At 45.3% G+C, this 17,796-nt stretch carries 15 protein-coding genes and 1 tRNA gene; 13 read left to right on the forward strand and 3 right to left on the reverse strand.

Going from position 1 to position 17,796, the window contains the following annotated elements; genetic code table 11:
* Positions 1-29 precede the first annotated feature (29 nt).
* The 4 genes from HGO26_RS01110 to HGO26_RS01125 are packed head-to-tail and all read left to right on the forward strand — an operon-like array spanning position 30 to position 3,070.
* Positions 30-962 (forward strand): DUF808 domain-containing protein, encoded by a 933-nt coding sequence (locus HGO26_RS01110; protein ID WP_105251669.1) that lies wholly within the window; start codon positions 30-32, stop codon positions 960-962.
* 35 nt (positions 963-997) lie between these two features.
* Positions 998-1,930 (forward strand): 3'-5' exonuclease, encoded by a 933-nt coding sequence (locus HGO26_RS01115; RefSeq protein ID WP_168822756.1) that lies wholly within the window; start codon positions 998-1,000, stop codon positions 1,928-1,930.
* Positions 1,927-2,085, forward strand: a complete 159-nt coding sequence (locus HGO26_RS01120; RefSeq protein ID WP_168822757.1) for a hypothetical protein — start codon at positions 1,927-1,929, stop codon at positions 2,083-2,085. Before HGO26_RS01115 ends, HGO26_RS01120 begins: the two co-directional genes overlap by 4 nt.
* Positions 2,086-2,125: 40 nt before the next feature.
* A complete protein-coding gene (locus HGO26_RS01125; RefSeq protein ID WP_168822758.1) occupies positions 2,126-3,070 on the forward strand; it encodes a hypothetical protein in 945 nt (314 codons plus the stop codon).
* A 98-nt stretch (positions 3,071-3,168) separates the two neighbouring features.
* Here HGO26_RS01125 and HGO26_RS01130 read toward each other — a convergent pair whose 3' ends face one another.
* Positions 3,169-3,507 carry a PBPRA1643 family SWIM/SEC-C metal-binding motif protein gene (locus HGO26_RS01130; protein WP_028761503.1) on the reverse strand — a complete coding sequence of 113 codons (339 nt, stop codon included), beginning with the start codon at positions 3,505-3,507 and terminating at the stop codon, positions 3,169-3,171.
* 381 nt (positions 3,508-3,888) lie between these two features.
* Between HGO26_RS01130 and HGO26_RS01135 the strand changes: the two genes are divergently transcribed.
* The 3 genes from HGO26_RS01135 (at position 3,889) to HGO26_RS01145 (ending at position 7,241) form a co-directional block, all read left to right on the forward strand.
* Positions 3,889-3,965, forward strand: a tRNA-Trp gene (locus tag HGO26_RS01135).
* A gap of 671 nt (positions 3,966-4,636) precedes the next feature.
* Positions 4,637-5,848 carry an NnrS family protein gene (locus tag HGO26_RS01140; RefSeq protein WP_168822759.1) on the forward strand — a complete coding sequence of 404 codons (1,212 nt, stop codon included), beginning with the start codon at positions 4,637-4,639 and terminating at the stop codon, positions 5,846-5,848.
* Complete coding sequence (locus HGO26_RS01145) at positions 5,832-7,241, forward strand: ammonia-forming cytochrome c nitrite reductase subunit c552 (RefSeq protein WP_168823064.1); 1,410 nt, start codon at positions 5,832-5,834, stop codon at positions 7,239-7,241. The genes HGO26_RS01140 and HGO26_RS01145 overlap by 17 nt, the downstream gene beginning before the upstream one ends.
* A 286-nt stretch (positions 7,242-7,527) precedes the next feature.
* Here HGO26_RS01145 and HGO26_RS01150 read toward each other — a convergent pair whose 3' ends face one another.
* The gene (locus HGO26_RS01150) at positions 7,528-9,105 is read right to left on the reverse strand and encodes an ATP-binding cassette domain-containing protein (RefSeq protein WP_168822760.1); all 1,578 of its coding nucleotides are present in this window, start codon (positions 9,103-9,105) and stop codon (positions 7,528-7,530) included.
* The gene (locus tag HGO26_RS01155; RefSeq protein ID WP_168822761.1) at positions 9,102-10,703 is read right to left on the reverse strand and encodes an ATP-binding cassette domain-containing protein; all 1,602 of its coding nucleotides are present in this window, start codon (positions 10,701-10,703) and stop codon (positions 9,102-9,104) included. The genes HGO26_RS01150 and HGO26_RS01155 overlap by 4 nt, the downstream gene beginning before the upstream one ends.
* 319 nt (positions 10,704-11,022) lie before the next feature.
* Between HGO26_RS01155 and HGO26_RS01160 the strand changes: the two genes are divergently transcribed.
* The 6 genes from HGO26_RS01160 to HGO26_RS01185 all read left to right on the forward strand — a co-directional run bounded on the left by HGO26_RS01160 (position 11,023) and on the right by HGO26_RS01185 (position 17,681).
* The gene (locus HGO26_RS01160) at positions 11,023-13,140 is read left to right on the forward strand and encodes a TonB-dependent receptor (RefSeq protein WP_168822762.1); all 2,118 of its coding nucleotides are present in this window, start codon (positions 11,023-11,025) and stop codon (positions 13,138-13,140) included.
* Positions 13,141-13,232: 92 nt separating this feature from the next.
* Positions 13,233-13,943 carry a TetR/AcrR family transcriptional regulator gene (locus HGO26_RS01165; RefSeq protein ID WP_168822765.1) on the forward strand — a complete coding sequence of 237 codons (711 nt, stop codon included), beginning with the start codon at positions 13,233-13,235 and terminating at the stop codon, positions 13,941-13,943.
* A 72-nt stretch (positions 13,944-14,015) separates the two neighbouring features.
* Positions 14,016-14,957, forward strand: a complete 942-nt coding sequence (locus HGO26_RS01170; RefSeq protein WP_168822766.1) for an iron chelate uptake ABC transporter family permease subunit — start codon at positions 14,016-14,018, stop codon at positions 14,955-14,957.
* Positions 14,954-15,904, forward strand: a complete 951-nt coding sequence (locus tag HGO26_RS01175; RefSeq protein ID WP_168822769.1) for an iron chelate uptake ABC transporter family permease subunit — start codon at positions 14,954-14,956, stop codon at positions 15,902-15,904. Before HGO26_RS01170 ends, HGO26_RS01175 begins: the two co-directional genes overlap by 4 nt.
* Positions 15,901-16,683, forward strand: a complete 783-nt coding sequence (locus tag HGO26_RS01180) for an iron ABC transporter ATP-binding protein (RefSeq protein WP_113939275.1) — start codon at positions 15,901-15,903, stop codon at positions 16,681-16,683. Before HGO26_RS01175 ends, HGO26_RS01180 begins: the two co-directional genes overlap by 4 nt.
* On the forward strand, positions 16,680-17,681 hold the full coding sequence (locus tag HGO26_RS01185; RefSeq protein WP_168822771.1) for an ABC transporter substrate-binding protein: 1,002 nt from the start codon (positions 16,680-16,682) through the stop codon (positions 17,679-17,681). The genes HGO26_RS01180 and HGO26_RS01185 overlap by 4 nt, the downstream gene beginning before the upstream one ends.
* The last annotated feature ends 115 nt before the right edge of the window (positions 17,682-17,796 follow it).

Genomic DNA, 17,796 nt, shown 5'->3' on the forward strand with positions numbered 1-17,796 from the left:
TTTATAGATGATTTGTAGAGGGATTTAGCATGGCAGGCGCGAGTTTATTAACCTTACTCGACGATATCGCATCGATTTTGGATGACGTAGCGGTAATGAGTAAAGTGGCGGCAAAGAAAACCGCGGGTGTATTGGGGGATGATTTAGCCCTCAATGCCCAGCAAGTGACGGGCGTAAGCGCCGATCGTGAATTACCTGTAGTGTGGGCGGTGGCCAAGGGATCATTCCGTAATAAGTTGATTTTAGTGCCAGCAGCAATGCTTATCAGTGCTTTTATTCCCTGGGCTGTCACCCCTTTATTAATGTTTGGTGGACTGTTTTTATGCTACGAAGGGTTTGAAAAACTGCATCACAGCTATAGCCATAGAAAAGGCCAGCAACAACACGAAACCCAAGTAGAGAATGAGTTACCTGAGATTAAAGATTTCGCCGCCTACGAGGCCGAAAAAGTCAAAGGGGCGATTCGTACCGACTTTGTGTTATCGGCGGAAATTATTGCCATTACCCTTGGTATCGTGGCGGACAAATCCCTATCGACACAGTTTTTTACGTTAGCTGTCATAGGGATAGTCATGACCATAGGCGTGTATGGCTTAGTGGCGGCAATTGTGAAAATGGATGATGCGGGTTTGTACTTGAGCCAACGTGAAGGTGCCTCTGTATTAACTCAAATGAACCGTAAATTAGGTTTTGGTTTATTGAGCGCAGCTCCCGTATTAATGAAAAGTTTAACGATTATTGGCACGGCAGCCATGTTTATGGTGGGCGGTGGGATTTTAACTCATGGCCTACACCTAGTCGGCGAGCAAATCCACCATGCTGAACAAGCGGTTGCTGCCATTGGTGTTGTTGGACCTGTGTTTGCTGTGCTGACGCCAAGTATTCTTAATGGCTTATTTGGTGTCGTTGCTGGCGCTGTTGCACTTATTGCGATGACAGGAATACAGAAATTGCGTAGTTAACTAGCTGCGCGCATCAACCATCAAGGATGAGCACAATGAAGTTAATGAAGTACTGTGTCTCCCCGAGTAAGCTGGCTTGGTTACGTAAAGAGTTTGGCAAAGATGCCGATGGGTTAATGGCGGCAATGGATGCTGCTGGCACGGCTTATCTTGATAACCTCAATGCCTCGACTGAGCCGCTGAAAAGTGAGCGGGTATCGGCCGAGGCTGAAAATGCGATTAAAGCTAAAACTCAGCTTCAAGCGCAGCGTCAGTGGGCATATTTGTGGCTGCAGCAACGTATCGCTTTGACTACACGTATTGATGATATTGAACTTGAAGCGTTAGCTGCTTTTGAATTTCAACATGTCCGCATCGAGGTAGTTGAGCCGTCGGAGTTTAATACAGTATTAGCACTATTACAGGCTGAGCAAGTCTTAGGTTTTGATACAGAAACCCGTGCAAGCTTTGAGCGCGGCGTGCAACATCCCTTGAGTCTTATTCAAATCGCGACAGTGGATACCTGTTATTTATTTCAGCATGCCATTTTGGGTGAGCAATTCACCCAGTTAAAAGCCTTATTAGAAGATGAAACCATACTCAAAGTCGGGGTTGGTTTACGCAGTGATGCACACGCTCTCAGGCGGCAATGGGGCATTAATGTCGCCTCAACTTTAGATTTAAATTGGGCACTGGCGCAACTTGGAGCGGAGAAGGAAATGGGGACGCGCCAGTTAGTTGCGGCGCTTTTGGGGGTTCGTATCGACAAACCTAAAAAAGTCACCTTATCGAATTGGCAGCTCGTGCCTTTATCCAGTGCGCAAATTCATTATGCCGCCGCCGATGCCTTGGCCGCACTCAAATGCTTCAACGCGCTAATCACTCAACTGACACCCTTTTATCATGCATCAAGTGCCGCAAAAGCCGCATTATTAATTCCTTCAAGTTTGATAGTGCCATTGGCGAAATATTTTAAGGATGCAGAATGAAACACAAAACCCAAGATGCCGCAAAAGTTAAAATCATGTCATTACATTCGGATGCGAGCTCGCAAGGCACCAGTACTTTAGGTTTGATTTACCGCGTACTTGGCATCTTGCTTCTGTTAAGTGTCATAACTTTTGGGATTAATGCTTGGGCATAGATAGCGGTATTGCCAGCAGTCGAAAATAAAGGACAACACTATGTTAGATGCTATTTGTGAACTCGAAACAGAGGATCATTTAATTGCGAGAACGACTTATAGTGTTTTTAAGTTTCAACAATTACCCGATGAGGATATCGAGCGTTTGCGGCAATGGTTAATTTGCCCCGCCTGCGGTGGTAAAGCATATTTCCGTAAAGCCTCAAAAGACGGTAAAGCCGCTTGTTTTGGCTCGCGATATCACCAAGCCGATTGCATTGAATTTAAACCTTCGGCACAAAAGTCCCGTGAGGAGCAAGATGCCATTGAAGTGCAGCAACAGCTGGTGGACGCCGATGCCTTAATGATCGATTTTAGCCGTAAACCTCGTCGCCATTCACCTGCAAACAAAGTTTCGACTGCACAGGCATTAAGCAGCAAGACTGAGCCAACGCCTAAATTGGCCTCTATGCCTGAGTCATCGAAAGCGTCTGTTGCATCGTCAGTGGATGATCGGATACAAGAGTCGAAAACAGGCTACCAAGTTAACACCGCTGAACATACCACTGAAAAACGCGTGCCCAGCCAAGGGCTCGAAAAGTTACTCCACAGTTTATTGCGCGGTACAGATTTAGCAAAATCGGATCTCTGGGTATACACAGACGCTGAGCTAAAATACCGTTGGCGGGCGAAGAACCTGTTTGTCAATTTTGCCGATGCGGACCCAAACGACAATAAACCCCACATGTATTGGGGCACGATATCCCACACTGACCCGACGATGAGCTGGCTTAACCCCGCCGACAGTAAAGATATCGGCATTCCTATCGATGGGATAAAACAGCCATTATTAGCGCAATTTGAAATAGAAGATAAACGCTGCTTTGAAGGTGCAGGTTTGATTTTATTTGGTAAATGTTTTTGGAATAAAGAAAAGACCCGTAAAATTATTCAGCTATGGAATAACGATTTGCAGCGGATTTTTATCTCAAAGTTGGAAGATTAGCTTCGGGCAGAAACTAAAAAGAGGGGGGAGAAAAGGGGCGATTCCCGACGCACAAAAGCGTTACAGCAAAAGTCCCTATCTATCGCTGATGAAAGCGCTTACTTGCCGCAGCACTTCTTGAATTTTTGACCGCTACCACAAACGCAAGGCTCGTTACGATTCGGTTTTTTCTCGAAAGTCGTGGTCTTAGGCTTATTTAATAAACCTTCTAATTCAACAATATCTTCAGCGACGTCGGCATTGACTTCGATATTGGCGAACAGCTGGTGTTCGGCAACAATCGCGGCAACTTCGAGTTTACGCGCTTCGTCGGCAACAATTAATTGTAATGGTAATGCTTCTGTACCCGGTTTAGCGGCACGCTTAGTGTTGTAGCCATAGCTTTCGTGCTTTGGCTTAGGGGTTTTACGACCCTTGAAGAAAAATTTGTCAGACATGAGTGGTTCCGTCGAGCTGTGTATGAAATTGACGATGCTTATACTATAAAACGCCGATTTTATAAATCGAACTCAGATCTTTTTTCGATAAATGTGCGTCTTTAACCCTTAAGCACCTCAAAATGGCCGAAACGGCACACTTATTCGACGTCATCAAACTGATTTGTTGTGGGATCATTTAGTCGAGTTACTATTAACCTATGGGCTCTAAACTAAGTATCTACTACGTCATTAAGCTAATATGCGATGGCTTTGTAATCTCAGTGGCAGTTAAATCAACAGCAATAGCCTAACTTGTTTGAAAAACCTTCAGTTAATGAGTTTTGCCATAAAAAGTACTTTACCTTTGGAAGTGCTTTTAGCATAATGCCCCACGTCAACAGGGGTGTAGTTCCAATTGGTAGAACAGCGGTCTCCAAAACCGATGGTTGCGGGTTCGAGTCCTGCCACCCCTGCCAAATAAAACAACGGCTTGCATAGAAATATGCGAGCCGTTTTATTTTGTGTTGAATAAAACGTAAAAAATGATTTTGCTTGGATTGAATAACTCGCCATTTTTTAACGCTACCAATTGCCGGTACTATTTCCATTTTTTTGTCGTAACCCTCCACATAACTGAGGCTTGTAGGCCTATTTACTGCCAATGCTTGTTCATCAAATAGGTTGTTGGCGAAGCCACTAATCCGTCAGTTTTTAGCCTGATAATCGACGCTAAAGCGAGTTACCACATAATCATCTGCAACTGTTATCGCCGTTATAAATCGAGCTGCCTGTGCTATCAAAGTCTTGGCTATGTTCGAAATAAGATAGGCCAATAAAGCCACGGTTATTTAAATCAAAACGGTATTTCTCCCATCTAAAATTTACCAATGTGTGACTGTTTGTGCCGTTACCTGTGTAAAAGTTTGCATTGAACCTTTGTCCGTCATGAACCCGCAGTACATTGATTAAGCCTATTAGCCGTCAGAAATGATTATTCCACGACACTTTATTTTTTGTTCATCTTTGGGATCTTAGTTCCAAAATCTAAGATTTAGTTTGAATTGAAGGTCATAACAGTACAATATAAGGGCTATATTGAATGCATCTTAAGTGTGTTCGTCATCGTTCTGCAACTCGGCTAACAACTATGCTAAATATTGATGATCCTACACAAACCGAATGTACTCACGCATTATGGCGCTTAGGCTTTAGACCTTTTTTCCTTGGGGGAGCCATATTAGCTGCGCTATATATCCCTTTGTGGCTATTAACTTGGTTTACTCCCCAATATAGCTTTTTCCCTTCATCCTTTTGGAGCAAGATACTGCCGCTATGGTGGCATCCACATGAAATGCTGTTCGGTTTCGCTATGGCAATTGTGTGTGGATTTTTGCTGACTGCCGTTCAAAATTGGACCAACCAACCCACATTAAAGAGATGGCCACTCGCATTGACCTTTAGCTGCTGGCTATTGGCACGATTATTACTCTTACTCCCAATGCAAGTTCCGCTCATTTTGCCCGCCGTGTTTGATTCATTGTTCCTTGGTATGGCAAGCCTTACCCTATGGCGCTGTATTTATAAGGTGAAGCAATGGCGCAATATTGGTTTTCCGATCATGTTGTTTGCTGCACTCGTGATTAACAATGTCAGCTATTACGCCCTTTTTGAGCGCGACTTTATTCTTGCCAACCAGATCTGGCAGGCGATGTTATGGTGGTTAGCCTTACTTATCACCATAGTCGGTGGGCGTGTGATTCCATTTTTTACCGCGATGCGCATTAAGGCCACTAAAGCAGATCCCTTAACTTGGATTGAATACCCGCTGATCCTGACGATGATCTTGCTCGTCATTCAATCACTCATCCACCTTATACCTCTGGAAGTCGAGCGAGGCTTACTGCTCATTGCGGGGCTTTTGCAGCTGGTCCGATTTGCACGCTGGTTACCCCATAAAACACTGAAAGAACCTATGCTGTGGTCCTTGCATCTTGCCTATTTAATGTTGCCACTCAGCCTGTTAGCCATGAGTTGGTATCTCGATAATGAATATGCCTATCGCAGTTTGCTTCACCTATTTGCTATTGGTTGTATGGCTACCCTGTGTCTTTCGATGATTTCCAGAGTGTCACTCGGGCACACAAGTCGAAATATTTATGAGGGCCCTAAGATGATCTTGGCATTTATTTGCCTACCGTTAGCGGCACTGCTCAGGGCGCTAATGCCCATCTGGTTTCCGGCCCACACCCAAGTCTGGTTATGGTTGGCTGGCAGTTGCTGGTTTATCGCATTTGCACTGTTTGTATGGCATTACTTGCCGATACTTTCTCGCCCCCGTATTGATGGGCGCCCAGGTTAATATTGATGTTAGGACAAAAGGATACAAAGTGAAAACTTATTTTAAAACAGTCACATTGCTAAAAATGATTTGCTTGCTCGCCATAACTACATGTACATCTGTAGCGGCTTCCGATACTAGCAATCAACAAAAATATCCTAACCAATATCAATCTTGGCAAGCCACCTCTGAACAAGTTGAACGCGAGGATATGCTCGCCAATTATCCCGCCAGCATCATACTCTGGGCAGGATCTTCCTATGCCAAAGAGTACCATAGCCCACGTGGGCACCATTTTGCCGTTGCTGATGTGACGCATACTTTACGTACAGGTGTCCCCCCTAAAGCAGGAGAGAAAGGATTATCCGCCAGTTGTTGGACCTGCAAGACACCGGATGCCCCTAGATTGATTGAACAACTGGGATTTGAAGGATACTCCGCTAAAAACTTTACCGATCTGGGCAAAGAGATCCAAAGCGTAGTGTATTGCAGTGATTGCCATGAATCTGGCACTAATAAGTTAACTTTACCTCGTCCCCATGCCCAAGAGGCTATGGCTAAAATTCACCTGCCATTCGATAAACAAGATACCGATATGCAAGGTGCGCAGGTATGTGGTCAATGTCATGTCACTTACTATTTTCGTCCGGGAAAAAGTAATGTTGTTAATATTCCCTGGATTTTTGGCAGCACCGCAGATGATATTGAAAAATATTATGACACTCGCCGCTTCTTCGAATGGATCCATCCTCTTTCGAAAACGCCCATACTCAAAGCACGTCATCCTGAGTTTGAACACTGGAGTCGCAGTAAACATGCCGAAGTCGGTGTCACTTGCATTACCTGCCATATGCCTACCCAGCAGGATGCAAAAGGTGTTGAATTTACTAGCCATAAAGTTGATAAAGCCTTACCGCATTTTGATAACAGTTGCAGTGGCTGCCATAGCAGTAAAACCAAAATTGAAACCAAGCTCGCGGCTAATAAATTAACGATTGAGACCAAAGCCCGCGAAGTTGAAGTTCTGCTCGTCAAGGCCCACTATGAAGCCAAAGCGGCATGGGATGCAGGTGCTAAATGGGAGAATATGAATGAGCCAATTATGGCGATACGGCACAGTCAGTGGCGCTGGGACTTTGCCATGTCTTCGCATGGTTTGTATGCACATAATCCACAAGAAGGTAAGCAGCTTTTAGATAAAGCCATCGAACAAGCGAACGAAGCACGTCATCTGCTCGCTGGAATATTGAAGCAACTTAACGTTACTCAAGTTAGCTATCCAGATATCAGTACTAAGGAAAAAGCCCATCAAGCGATAGGGTTAATTGAATCGGATTTAATCAAAGAAAAACAAAAGTTTATTGAAGATGATGTTAATAAAAATTGGCACCCTGCCGCAAAATATGGTTATTAGTTTATTAGCGGGTGGCTGATAATTTGAGGGATTTTAAAGCTCAAAAGCGAGAGGAAGTTCGAGTATTTATGCTTTGATTCAGTGAGCGTTATGCCAACAAGGCTTGGTCGGTTCTACAGCGATGCTCATCTTCCTTTGCACGAGCAATAACTGCAGCCGAAATGATTCATGTCATTTCGGCTGCAGTACATAACTCATTGAGATGTTGGTCTGTAACGACAAATTAATCACTGTAATCTGTGTCAGATATCTGTAATTCAGTTTTTTAATGCGTAGAAAGCCGATCTTACTTTGAGGTAACTGATTGATGAAATTCTATTATCTTGGTTGGATGCCAAAGTGATTGGTTTCGGTGCGAAACTAAAACCAGTGTGCAGCTTTGTTCGCAAATAGCTTTGGCTACACGCTTTTCTGTCTCTTCATCCAATGCAGATGTGGCCTCATCCATTATCAGAATCGGCGCATTTTTGATAAGCGCGCGTGCTAAGGCAAGCCTTTGGCGTTCCCCTCCCGATAACCCTGCGCCTTGCAGGCCTACTTCTTGGTAAATGCCCAGTTTTGATCTATCTAATACTTCATCCAATGCCATTTGACGTGCCGTTTTATCTACGGCTTGATCGTCGGCATCAGGGTTACCAATACGAATGTTACTGGCAATGGTGCCGGTAAAGATGAGTGGATCCTGTGGCACATAGGCGAAAAAGCGGGCAAGTTCAGCGGCGGGGATTGACGTGAGTGGCACCTTGCCCAAAGTGATCAGGCCTAGAGTGGGATCATCAAAGCGCATCAATAACTTAAGTAAGCTGGTTTTACCTGAACCGCTCGGGCCACAAATCAGCACGCGTTCATCTGGCTCGATAGTGGCATTGATATTTTGCACCGCAGGGGGAAATGTTACGTTATTCAATTCGATTGTATGATTGTTCGGTGTCTTTTGTTGCGCTTGGCTTGGCTCTTTGAGCGTTGGCGCATGAGTCGCTTGTCGATAGTGTTTAATAGCCGCTAACTGATCATTAATGCTTATTGCCGCCACGGCGAGAGTTTCAAGTGGCGCAGCCGCGCGCATGGTCAACATCAAAACAGCGAGCAGCATTGTCGTATTGTTTATACCGGATAGCACCAGATAGAGTGCCATGCCTGCAATAGGTAAAAAGCTGGCGATAGCCGACAGTAATGTTGCTATAGCTGCGGCGCGATTAGTTCGTTCCAATGCGATTTCTTGTGTTTGCCAGTTTTGCTCCACCCGTGTTGTTGCGCCGCTATATCCTGCTGCTGTGCGCAGTAACTCTAAGTGGTCGATCAGTTCAAGGGTTGACTGCTCTGCAGCCAATTCAGTGTTGTTTCGGTCCATATCTGCGCGGGCAAGGGCTCGTTGCGCCATACTCTGAATCACAAATGACACGAGCAACAAGCTAGCCAACATCAGTACCAGTGGTATGCCACCGATCAATCCTATGCCAAAGGTAATGCAGAGCGGAATAAGCGGTGCATGAATAAATACCTGAAATTGATGTGCCGGAATACTCATAAAGCCAGGAATGCTCCGGGAGACAGTTTCTATGAGTAGTGTCCTGACACTCGGTGTAAACCAAGAGAGTTTAGCTTGTTGCATGGTCGTGCCTAATGCACTGTAGAGCGCATTGGCCAGCCTTGCGCCAGCCCAAAAACCTGAACGCGAAGCCAGTATTGTAGTGAGTATGGTTATTGCGGCAATCAATAGCACTTTTTGCGGTGATTGCTGCTCAATAATGGCTAAAGCCAGTTGAATGTAGCATGCCGCTTCCAATATGGCCGCCACAGCCCAACCGCAGGCAACAGGTATTAAGTGTTTTATGGCTGCGTAATCTTGGGGACGATTTATCATTGGCCTTCTCCTTCCCTGTGATGATGCTTGAGTGCGAGCTTGTCATCCGCCAGCTCGGCAAGCGTTAAGTCATGGGTGACCATCACAATGGTTTTGTGGTTTGTTTTTGCGTGATGGCGTAGTGCTGTGAACACGTTAAACGCCGTTTCGCTGTCTAGGGCCGATGTGGGTTCATCAAGCAATATCACCCTAGCGGGTGAAAGAAACACACGGGCAAGATTAACGCGTTGTATTTCACCGCCAGACAGTGTGCTTGCATGAGTATTTAAGGGTTTATCCAATTGCGCACAGTGTAATGCTGCTAAGTAATCCTCATCCGTGGCATCAGGTGCGGTGAGTGCGAGATTGTCCGCGATGGAGGTTGCCAGTAGTCCCGCACTTTGTGGTAATAGCATGATCGCGCGATTAATTGAGACTTCATCCATCTCATTGAGTGCAATACCAGCGAGTCGAATCTCTCCGGTATTTAGCGGCTCCATGCCAGCTAATAAGCGCAGTAATGTGGATTTGCCAACACCACTGATCCCTGTAACTGCCGTCACTCTGCCAGATCTAAATTGATAGTTAATGGGCACAGATTGATTGCTTGTAGACATTGAAGGCACAACATTCGTGAGGGTGAGTGGCATAGGTGTATTAAGCTCAATATTACCGCTACCAACAGGAACTCTCGATTGCTCAAGAAAATCCGTTAGCCGCTGAGCGGCAGCGCGGCCCGTGGCAAGATAATCAAGCCCATGCCCGAGCTTTAGGGCTGGCGTGACTATGGCCAGACTGAAGAACAAGGCTGCAGCAAGGTTTTCTGGGGGCCATTCATACCCGATGGCATAGACAATGGCAAAAGTACAGACAGCCTGCAGTAGTGATGTGGCCACGGCGACCGAAGTTGATACCTTGCTTACCCGCTCAAGAATATCCCCAATAAAATGTGTCGTTGCATTTTGGTAATCGGCCATAGCACCCGTTTGTGCGCCATAAATGCGAAATACAGGCGCACCACGGGCGTAGTCATCTACTGCTGCAGTGATATTTCCCATCACATTAACTCGTGCTTCACCCTGTTTTGCAGCAAGCCTTGGGATCACCACCAAATAGAAAAGCGCGGCGACTAGACCTGGGATAAGGGCAAGTAATGCCACTAAGCCCGCACTTAAGATCAGCAAACCAATAGTGATGGCAGGGACAATGATAAAAGTCGCTAACTCTGAGGGTAAATGCGCGATCATATGATGCAATGACACTATGTCATCGACCATTAATCGCTTTAACTTTTCGCCCTTATATTTTGCCAAAGTACTTGGTGGCAGCCTGACAAGATGCGCTGCAACATGACGCCTTAATCTTCCTGAAAATTGCGCCTCAGCATTGTGGTTAACCCAAGATGCGCCAGCTGATAGCAACGCTGACACTACCCCAAATATGAGCGCCCCCGCTAACCATAGCGAGTGATGACCAGCAATAAGTTGAATCATGCACCAGAGTGCACCTAGTGTCGTTACGCCAGCACCTGCCGCTAGCAGCATTCCGAAAGTGAGTGCGGGAATCGCCGGACGTAGGGCGAAGGCTAATGTTGAAGTGGGACTGAAAAGTCGCTGCATTTTAATGTTCACCTAAAAAATCGAAGTGGAACAGGCTGGGCTTCGGTCTGGAAAGTGTGATTAACACAAGGCCAATGAAGCGATGAAGTCTTGATATTGCAGAGTAAAAAAGAGTCTGAGTGCCAGAGTTTATGGGCAAATGAACATCCACGAGCCAAATTCCTTGTTTCATAAAAATTGAACCGCCATGAGATGGCGACCATATTAAGCGGTCATTTTTATTTATCAACACGGTGTTGATAAATGTTTTGAACGGCGATAATATAATTGATAACTATTCTCATTGGCAACAAATCTTTCGTATAAGGAGTTATTACACATGCCCCGATTTGGTAAGTTTTACCCACAATCAAAGTGGGTTATCGGTTCTCTTGCGCTGGGGCTTAGCGCTATTTCAGGCTCAACTATTGCTGACAGTGGAACTGCTCCAGATAAGCAATCCAAGCAAAAAGATGCAGCGGGAAATATTGAAGTTATCACAGTTTACGGTCAGAAAATCGAGCGGACGCTGAAGGAAACGGCGAGCTCAGTGACAGTGATCACCGAAGAACAGTTGAGGAAAAATGCCGACCAATCAACGATTTCTGAAATTCTCGGCGGTACGCCAAACTTAATTTATGCCGGAAATACCGATGCGCCCATTATCCGCGGAACAGATACTAAAGGGCCTGTTGCAGCGGGTAATGCCTACTTATCTAAGCCTGTGCCCGGGGCAACTATCAGTGTTGATGGTAAATATCTGAGCCCCGCAGAACTGGATTTAGGTGCCGCTGGCGTGTGGGATGTGTCGTCTATTGAAGTTTACCGTGGTCCGCAAACGACCAGTCAAGGAGCCAACAGTATTGCTGGCGCTGTAGTGATCCATACCCATAATCCCACTTATACGCCAGAATTTGCAGCGCAAGCACTTTATGGCAGTCGGGATAAGAAGCGCTTTTCGGTCATGGCGTCCGGTGCGCTAAGTAATGACTTTGCCGCAAGAATTAGCGCAGATTACAGCGCTAGAGATACTTTTGTTGATTACGTTAACCCCGATTTTACTGCCCATGATTTAGATTTTGAGTTTAAAAACCAAAATCTACGGGCGAAGTTGTTATGGGAACCCGAAAAATACAGCAACTTTTCCGCCATGCTGACTTATTCCTCTACTGAGGCTAAACGTCCCAGAAACGAGGTGGTATCAGAACCCTATGATGACTTAGAAAATCGTTCAATTTTTCAGGATAATCAAGAAGTCAGCAATCATGTTGGAATTTTTGATCTTGAATATGTGTTCGACAATGGGATGAAGTTGCATAACCAACTGCAGTATTCAGAAGGGCAGTTTGATTATCGGTTCGCAGCACCTTATCAAGGGATCGCAAAACGAGATAATGAAAACTTTTCGAATGATATAAGGCTGAACTTTGGTGACAAAAGTTCAGAATTTAGTGGGGTTGCCGGTGTCTTCTACTGGGATGATAAAACCAACAACAAGCTGAACAACATATTTGGTAATGCCGACGCCGACCTGAGACATACCAGTTTTGCCCCCTACGGTGAAGTCATATGGCGCTTCTCACCCAAGTGGGCATTCACCAGCGCACTCCGTTATCAGTCTGATGAAATTAGCCACGATGGTATTGCCAGCTACATCCCAGGTGTGCGCCATCAATATGAAGAAACGTTTACGGCGTTATTACCTAAGGTTGCCCTGTCCTATGATCTGACAGATAACGTCTTAGTCGGCGCTATGATCAGTGAAGGTAACATTCCTGGGGGCACAGGCATTAACTTTCGCGGCGGCGAATATTATACATTCGATGCCGAATCGGCATGGAACTATGAACTTTTTACCCGTATCGATCTGCTTGAACAGCGCTTAATCATAAATAGCAATCTCTTTTACACCCGCTTTAAGGATTCACAACGTTCTGTTACTGATTACCTCGATGGACGTCCCTTTGGTTCTGTCATTATTAATGCCGATGAAGCGCAAAGCTATGGGATTGAATTAGATTGGAACTTTAAAGTGGTCGATAGTTTTAGCCTATATGGTGGGCTGGGTTTACTTGAAACTGAGATAAGTGAATTTAATGACTACCGTGGCGAGGAGTTTGTCGGCAACGAGTTTAGTAAAGCGCCGGGATATATGTTCAATATAGGGTTTGACTATTCAATCACAGACACTATCAAACTGAGCGGTGATGTGCGCCATACGGATGGATACTTTTCAACGGATACCAATGAGCCAGAGTTAAGAGTGGGATCTTACACTACGGTAAACCTGAATTCTTCCTATCAAATCAACCAATATTTTGAAGCCTTTGTTTATGCACGTAATTTGCTGGATGAACGTGCACCTGTGGCAAAAATGGCTGACAGAAGTACCGGAGGCGTGGATGCATATTTACTTGAACCTCGAGAAATAGGTGTAGGCGTCAGGGCGAAGTTTTAGCGGCTAGCTTCTACCCGCGGTATTGGCTATTGCCATGCAGCGGGTAGCAAGAGCGGTTAGAATGGCTTTTTTGCCTTGGAAACCTTATCGATATGACACAAGTACCGGATCAACCCACTCAAAAACGCCAGCGTGGTAGACCTAGCCGTATTTCCCGTGAGGCTATCGCCAGAGCTGCGTTGGAGATTGGGGTTGATCAAGCGACCATCCCAGCTATAGCGGCGCATTTAAAGGTCGATCATTCTTCCCTCTACTATCACGTAGCAGGTCGGAATGATGTTATCTCCATTGCCGCTGAGCTTGCAATTAATGAGCTGGACTGGCGAGCGCCAGCGGCCACAGATTGGCGGAGCGAATTGATCATATTGACCGATGCCATTTGGGCACTCTATGAGCGTTATCCTGGCCTCGCTGAGTCTATCCATCAGGCCAGTGTTACGCCGTCATCGGGTATACGTTCTTTTGCTGAATCGGTCGAAAAGCTGCAACAAAAAGGCTTCTCCCTCGATGAAGCAGTGCTGGCCGTTGATATCTTAGTTGACATGGTGGGGGAGTGCTTTTTGGGATGGTGGTCAACCACTAAACCAGAAGCCGATGGTCGGACACGTAAAGAGCGAATTATCGCAATTTGGGAAGATGAAGCCACCAAGCTCCCTGATAAAGCTGAGCAGATAAATGCGATGGTAGACATTATGAAGGTGGGCGCCCGCAAATGGTGGGAGCGAAAACGTGACTTAGTGTTAGCGGGTATTGCCGTTACCCATGCCCAAAAGGCAGGGGGATCTGATAAGGCTCAAACATAGCGCGTCGATATGAAAACCTCATAGCGGCTGCAGATTAGTACAAGATTTATTGCGTATAGGAAGTAACAGTTTGTGAAGGTGGTTTATGCACTGACGTGCTTTTTTGTGCTTTGTTTTGCCTCATTGCTGCTAGGTGCAAAGTATGCCTCTGTGGCGCAGATGCTGACGTTATCGGATGATGTCTGGTTGGTGTTATCTGCGAGTCGTCTGCCGCGGCTCTTTGCCTTGATTTGCTCAGGTGTAGGGCTCGCTGTCTGTGGCGTGATATTGCAGCAGATTGTGCAAAACAAGTTTGTTGAACCTGCTACTTGTGGCGGGCTTGATGCCGCCAAACTAGGCATATTAATTTCAATCATTCATGCCCCGAGTATGGGTGTCACCGCCAGAATGTTGGGGGCTTTGGTTTTTTGCTTGCTTGCGAGCTTAGCTTTTATTCTGATTATTCGTGGTATTCGGTATAAGAGTCCGGTGCTCATTCCAATTATTGGGATTATGTTTGGCAGTGTACTCAGTGCGATAGCGGAACTTTATGCTTATCAAAACAATATGATGCAAAATATGCAGGGATGGATGCTGGGTGATTTTTCAAAAATCGTGCAGGGTAACTACGAAATCATCTATCTGATCCTTCCCGTAGTCATACTGACCTACCTTTATGCACAGCGCTTTACCATTGTAGGAATGGGCGAAGGCTTAGCTACCACACTAGGCCTGAGTTATTTCAACCTAGTTATCTTAGGGTTAGTGCTGGTTTCCCTGACCATAGCGACCACAGTTATCACAGTCGGGAGCATTCCATTTATTGGTTTGATTATTCCTAATCTTGTCGCTATGCGTTACGGCGATAATTTAAAACGTACCTTGCCTATTATCGCCTTTGCTGGCGCAACACTACTGATTATCTGCGACTTACTTGGTCGGCTTATTTTGTATCCCTTTGAAATTCCGATAGGTCTAACGGCAAGCTGTTTAGGTGGACTCATATTTTTAGTTATCGTTTGGAAAATCAAATGAAAGACAGTGCATGGCGTTTTTTGAGCTGGGGACTGCCTATTATGTTGGCAGTCACATTTTTATTGATGGGCTCAGGCTTTGATTTTGACTATGTCATACCGAATCGATTGGTGCGTTTGGGCACTATTTGCCTTGGTGGTGTCTGTATTGCGTTTTCTTCGATACTGTTTCAGACCTTAGCCGGAAATCGCATTTTAACGCCATCTATCATGGGGTATGAAGGGATTTACTTGATTTTTCAGGCTCTGTTGATCCTTATCTTAGGGACGGGCAGCAGTATTCTGATCACCGCTAACAGCAATTTCTTTGTCTCAGTCGTGGTGATGTTGCTTTACTCAATGGCGATTCACCGCTGGCTATTTAGTGGAGATCGACATGATGTGTTCTTCCTACTGCTTGTAGGCTTAGTGCTCACTGTGGTGTTAGGCAGTTTTACTCAGTTAATCCAATATTCTATCAGTCCCGGTGAGTTTTCTATTTTCCAGAGCTACAGCTTAGCGTCGTTCAACCGCGCTCAACCAGAGCAATTGCTTATCTCACTAGTACTTGTCAGTGCCGTGTGTATTGCCGCTTGGAGAGTGCGTGCTGTGCTTGATGTATTACTGATGGGGCGGGAGCAAGCTATCTCTATTGGTATTGATTATCAAAAAGTGGTGCGCCTGCTATTGGGTCTTATCGCGGTATTGGTCGCAATATCAACCAGTTTAGTGGGGCCGACTGCTTTTATGGGGATATTTGTCGCGAACATGGCCTATGCACTGGCAAGGCATCCGTCGCACTCATTTACTTTGATAACAGGATGCGCCGTTGCTATCTCGGTTTTTCTGATCGCGCAAATGCTCGTTGAGCATCTGTTTAATTATCAAACCAGTGTTGGGCTATTAATTAATCTATTTTGTGGCGCCTATTTCTTTGTCTTAATTCTTAAACCTCGGAGCGCAGTGTGATAACCGTCAATAACTTATATCAGTCTTATGGCGCGAAACCTGTGCTAAAAAATGTCACGGCACAATTTCCAGAACATCAGATGACTTCTCTCATCGGTCCCAACGGTGCCGGCAAAAGTACCTTACTGATGTCGATTGGTCGGTTACTGAATATCCAGCAGGGCGAGGTATTACTCAAAGGTACTGCTATCCACAATATTCCCTTGAAGGATTATGCCAAGCAAGTGGCAACCATGCGTCAGTTTAACAGCCTCAATTTACGCCTAACGGTCAGGGAGTTAGTGGCATTTGGTCGTTTTCCCTATAGCCAAGGGGCACTCACAAAGGAAGATCATCGCGCCATTGATGAAGCGCTGTCGTTTTTAGCTTTACAGTCATTAGCCAATGTATTTATTGATGAACTTAGCGGTGGACAACGCCAAATGGCTTTTCTGGCAATGGCGATTGCGCAGCAAACGGATTATTTATTGTTAGATGAACCGCTCAACAATCTGGATATGAAACATGCCGTTAGCATCATGCGGGCACTTCGCCATCTGTGTGACGATTACAAACGAACGGTAGTGTTAGTGGTTCACGATATCAATTTTGCGGCTAACTACTCCGACTATATTGTCGGTATGAAGCAAGGCGTTGTGCACTGCGCTGGACCCGTTGAAGAGGTCGTCACAGCACAAAGGTTAAAAGCACTGTACGAACTGGATCTTGAGGTGCTGAAAACGAGTCAAGGAACAGTATGTAACTATTTCAACTTCAACTTACAAGGAGAATACAAGTGACGTCGAAATGTAGAAGTGGGACTAAAGTGATAGCGATTCTGTTATTTAGCTCGGCTTTTTTGCTGGCCTGCGACAATAAAACTGAATCAGTACAACTTGCATCATTGGATACGAGTGCTTCAACGGCTGAGTTGGATTTTGCCCCGATAGAGGTAGAGCATAAGCTGGGCACTACTGTTATTACAAAACGGCCAGTACGTGTTGCGGCCCTAGATATGAATGAAGTCGACTATCTCGAACAGTTGGGTATTCCCATTGTCGGTATGCCAAAGGATTTTGTTCCTTACTACCTGAAAGACTACAGCAACAATAGTGATATCGTTGATTTAGGTGCTATCGTTCAACCCAATATGGAACGTATTTATGCACTTAAACCCGATTTGGTGCTGATGTCATCCGTTCAAGCTAGTCATTATCAAGCGCTTTCCAATTTGGCACCAACCATTCATTTGGATATTGATTACCAAGACAGCAACAGCGATTACTTTGATATAGTCACAAAACACTTATTGATGCTGGGTAAATTATTCGATAAGCAAACCTTGGCAAAACATAAAGTGGATGAACTGGAAAGTAAGATCCAAGCCGCCAGAATGGTGATTAAGGACAGGCCAGAAAAAGCCTTAGTGGTGCTACATAATAATGGTGCTTTTCGATTTTTAGGTATTCGTTCTCGGTATGGGTTTATTTACAGTGCGCTAGGGGTTAAACCCGCTAGCTTATCAGAGCAGATGGGATTGCACGGTCAACCTGTATCAAGCGAGTTTATTCTTGAAAACAATCCCGACATTATTTATGTCGTCGACAGAACCGCAGTGATGGAGCGAAGCCCCGTATTGGATAAACAGTCCATAGATAACCCTCTCTTGCGTGAAACTAACGCTTGGAAGACGGGGAATGTTATTTTTGTGGATCCTGAGGCTTGGTATATCACAGGTGCGGGCATAACATCCCTTAATATCATGATTGATGATGTGTTAAAGGGTTATGTAAAGTAGCTGGCTGCAAATCGTCTATGGACGGCATAGCTAATGACTCATGGGATAAGTTACCTCTTGTAACATTTAAGCCCTACGGCTTAGGTAAATCGGTTTGCAACTTTAGTCGTGCTTA

It is taken from the genome of Shewanella oncorhynchi, assembly GCF_012584455.1.
In the GTDB taxonomy this organism is placed as follows: domain Bacteria; phylum Pseudomonadota; class Gammaproteobacteria; order Enterobacterales; family Shewanellaceae; genus Shewanella; species Shewanella oncorhynchi.

Coding starts and splice junctions, on each gene's coding strand:
- HGO26_RS01155 (WP_168822761.1), bottom strand. CDS start 10,703: ATGCAGCGACTTTTCAGTCCCACTTCAACATTAGCCTTCGCCCTACGT.
- HGO26_RS01150 (WP_168822760.1), bottom strand. CDS start 9,105: ATGATAAATCGTCCCCAAGATTACGCAGCCATAAAACACTTAATACCT.
- HGO26_RS01145 (WP_168823064.1), top strand. CDS start 5,832: ATGGGCGCCCAGGTTAATATTGATGTTAGGACAAAAGGATACAAAGTG.
- HGO26_RS01175 (WP_168822769.1), top strand. CDS start 14,954: ATGAAAGACAGTGCATGGCGTTTTTTGAGCTGGGGACTGCCTATTATG.
- HGO26_RS01160 (WP_168822762.1), top strand. CDS start 11,023: ATGCCCCGATTTGGTAAGTTTTACCCACAATCAAAGTGGGTTATCGGT.
- HGO26_RS01120 (WP_168822757.1), top strand. CDS start 1,927: ATGAAACACAAAACCCAAGATGCCGCAAAAGTTAAAATCATGTCATTA.
- HGO26_RS01115 (WP_168822756.1), top strand. CDS start 998: ATGAAGTTAATGAAGTACTGTGTCTCCCCGAGTAAGCTGGCTTGGTTA.
- HGO26_RS01125 (WP_168822758.1), top strand. CDS start 2,126: ATGTTAGATGCTATTTGTGAACTCGAAACAGAGGATCATTTAATTGCG.
- HGO26_RS01140 (WP_168822759.1), top strand. CDS start 4,637: ATGCTAAATATTGATGATCCTACACAAACCGAATGTACTCACGCATTA.
- HGO26_RS01165 (WP_168822765.1), top strand. CDS start 13,233: ATGACACAAGTACCGGATCAACCCACTCAAAAACGCCAGCGTGGTAGA.
- HGO26_RS01130 (WP_028761503.1), bottom strand. CDS start 3,507: ATGTCTGACAAATTTTTCTTCAAGGGTCGTAAAACCCCTAAGCCAAAG.
- HGO26_RS01110 (WP_105251669.1), top strand. CDS start 30: ATGGCAGGCGCGAGTTTATTAACCTTACTCGACGATATCGCATCGATT.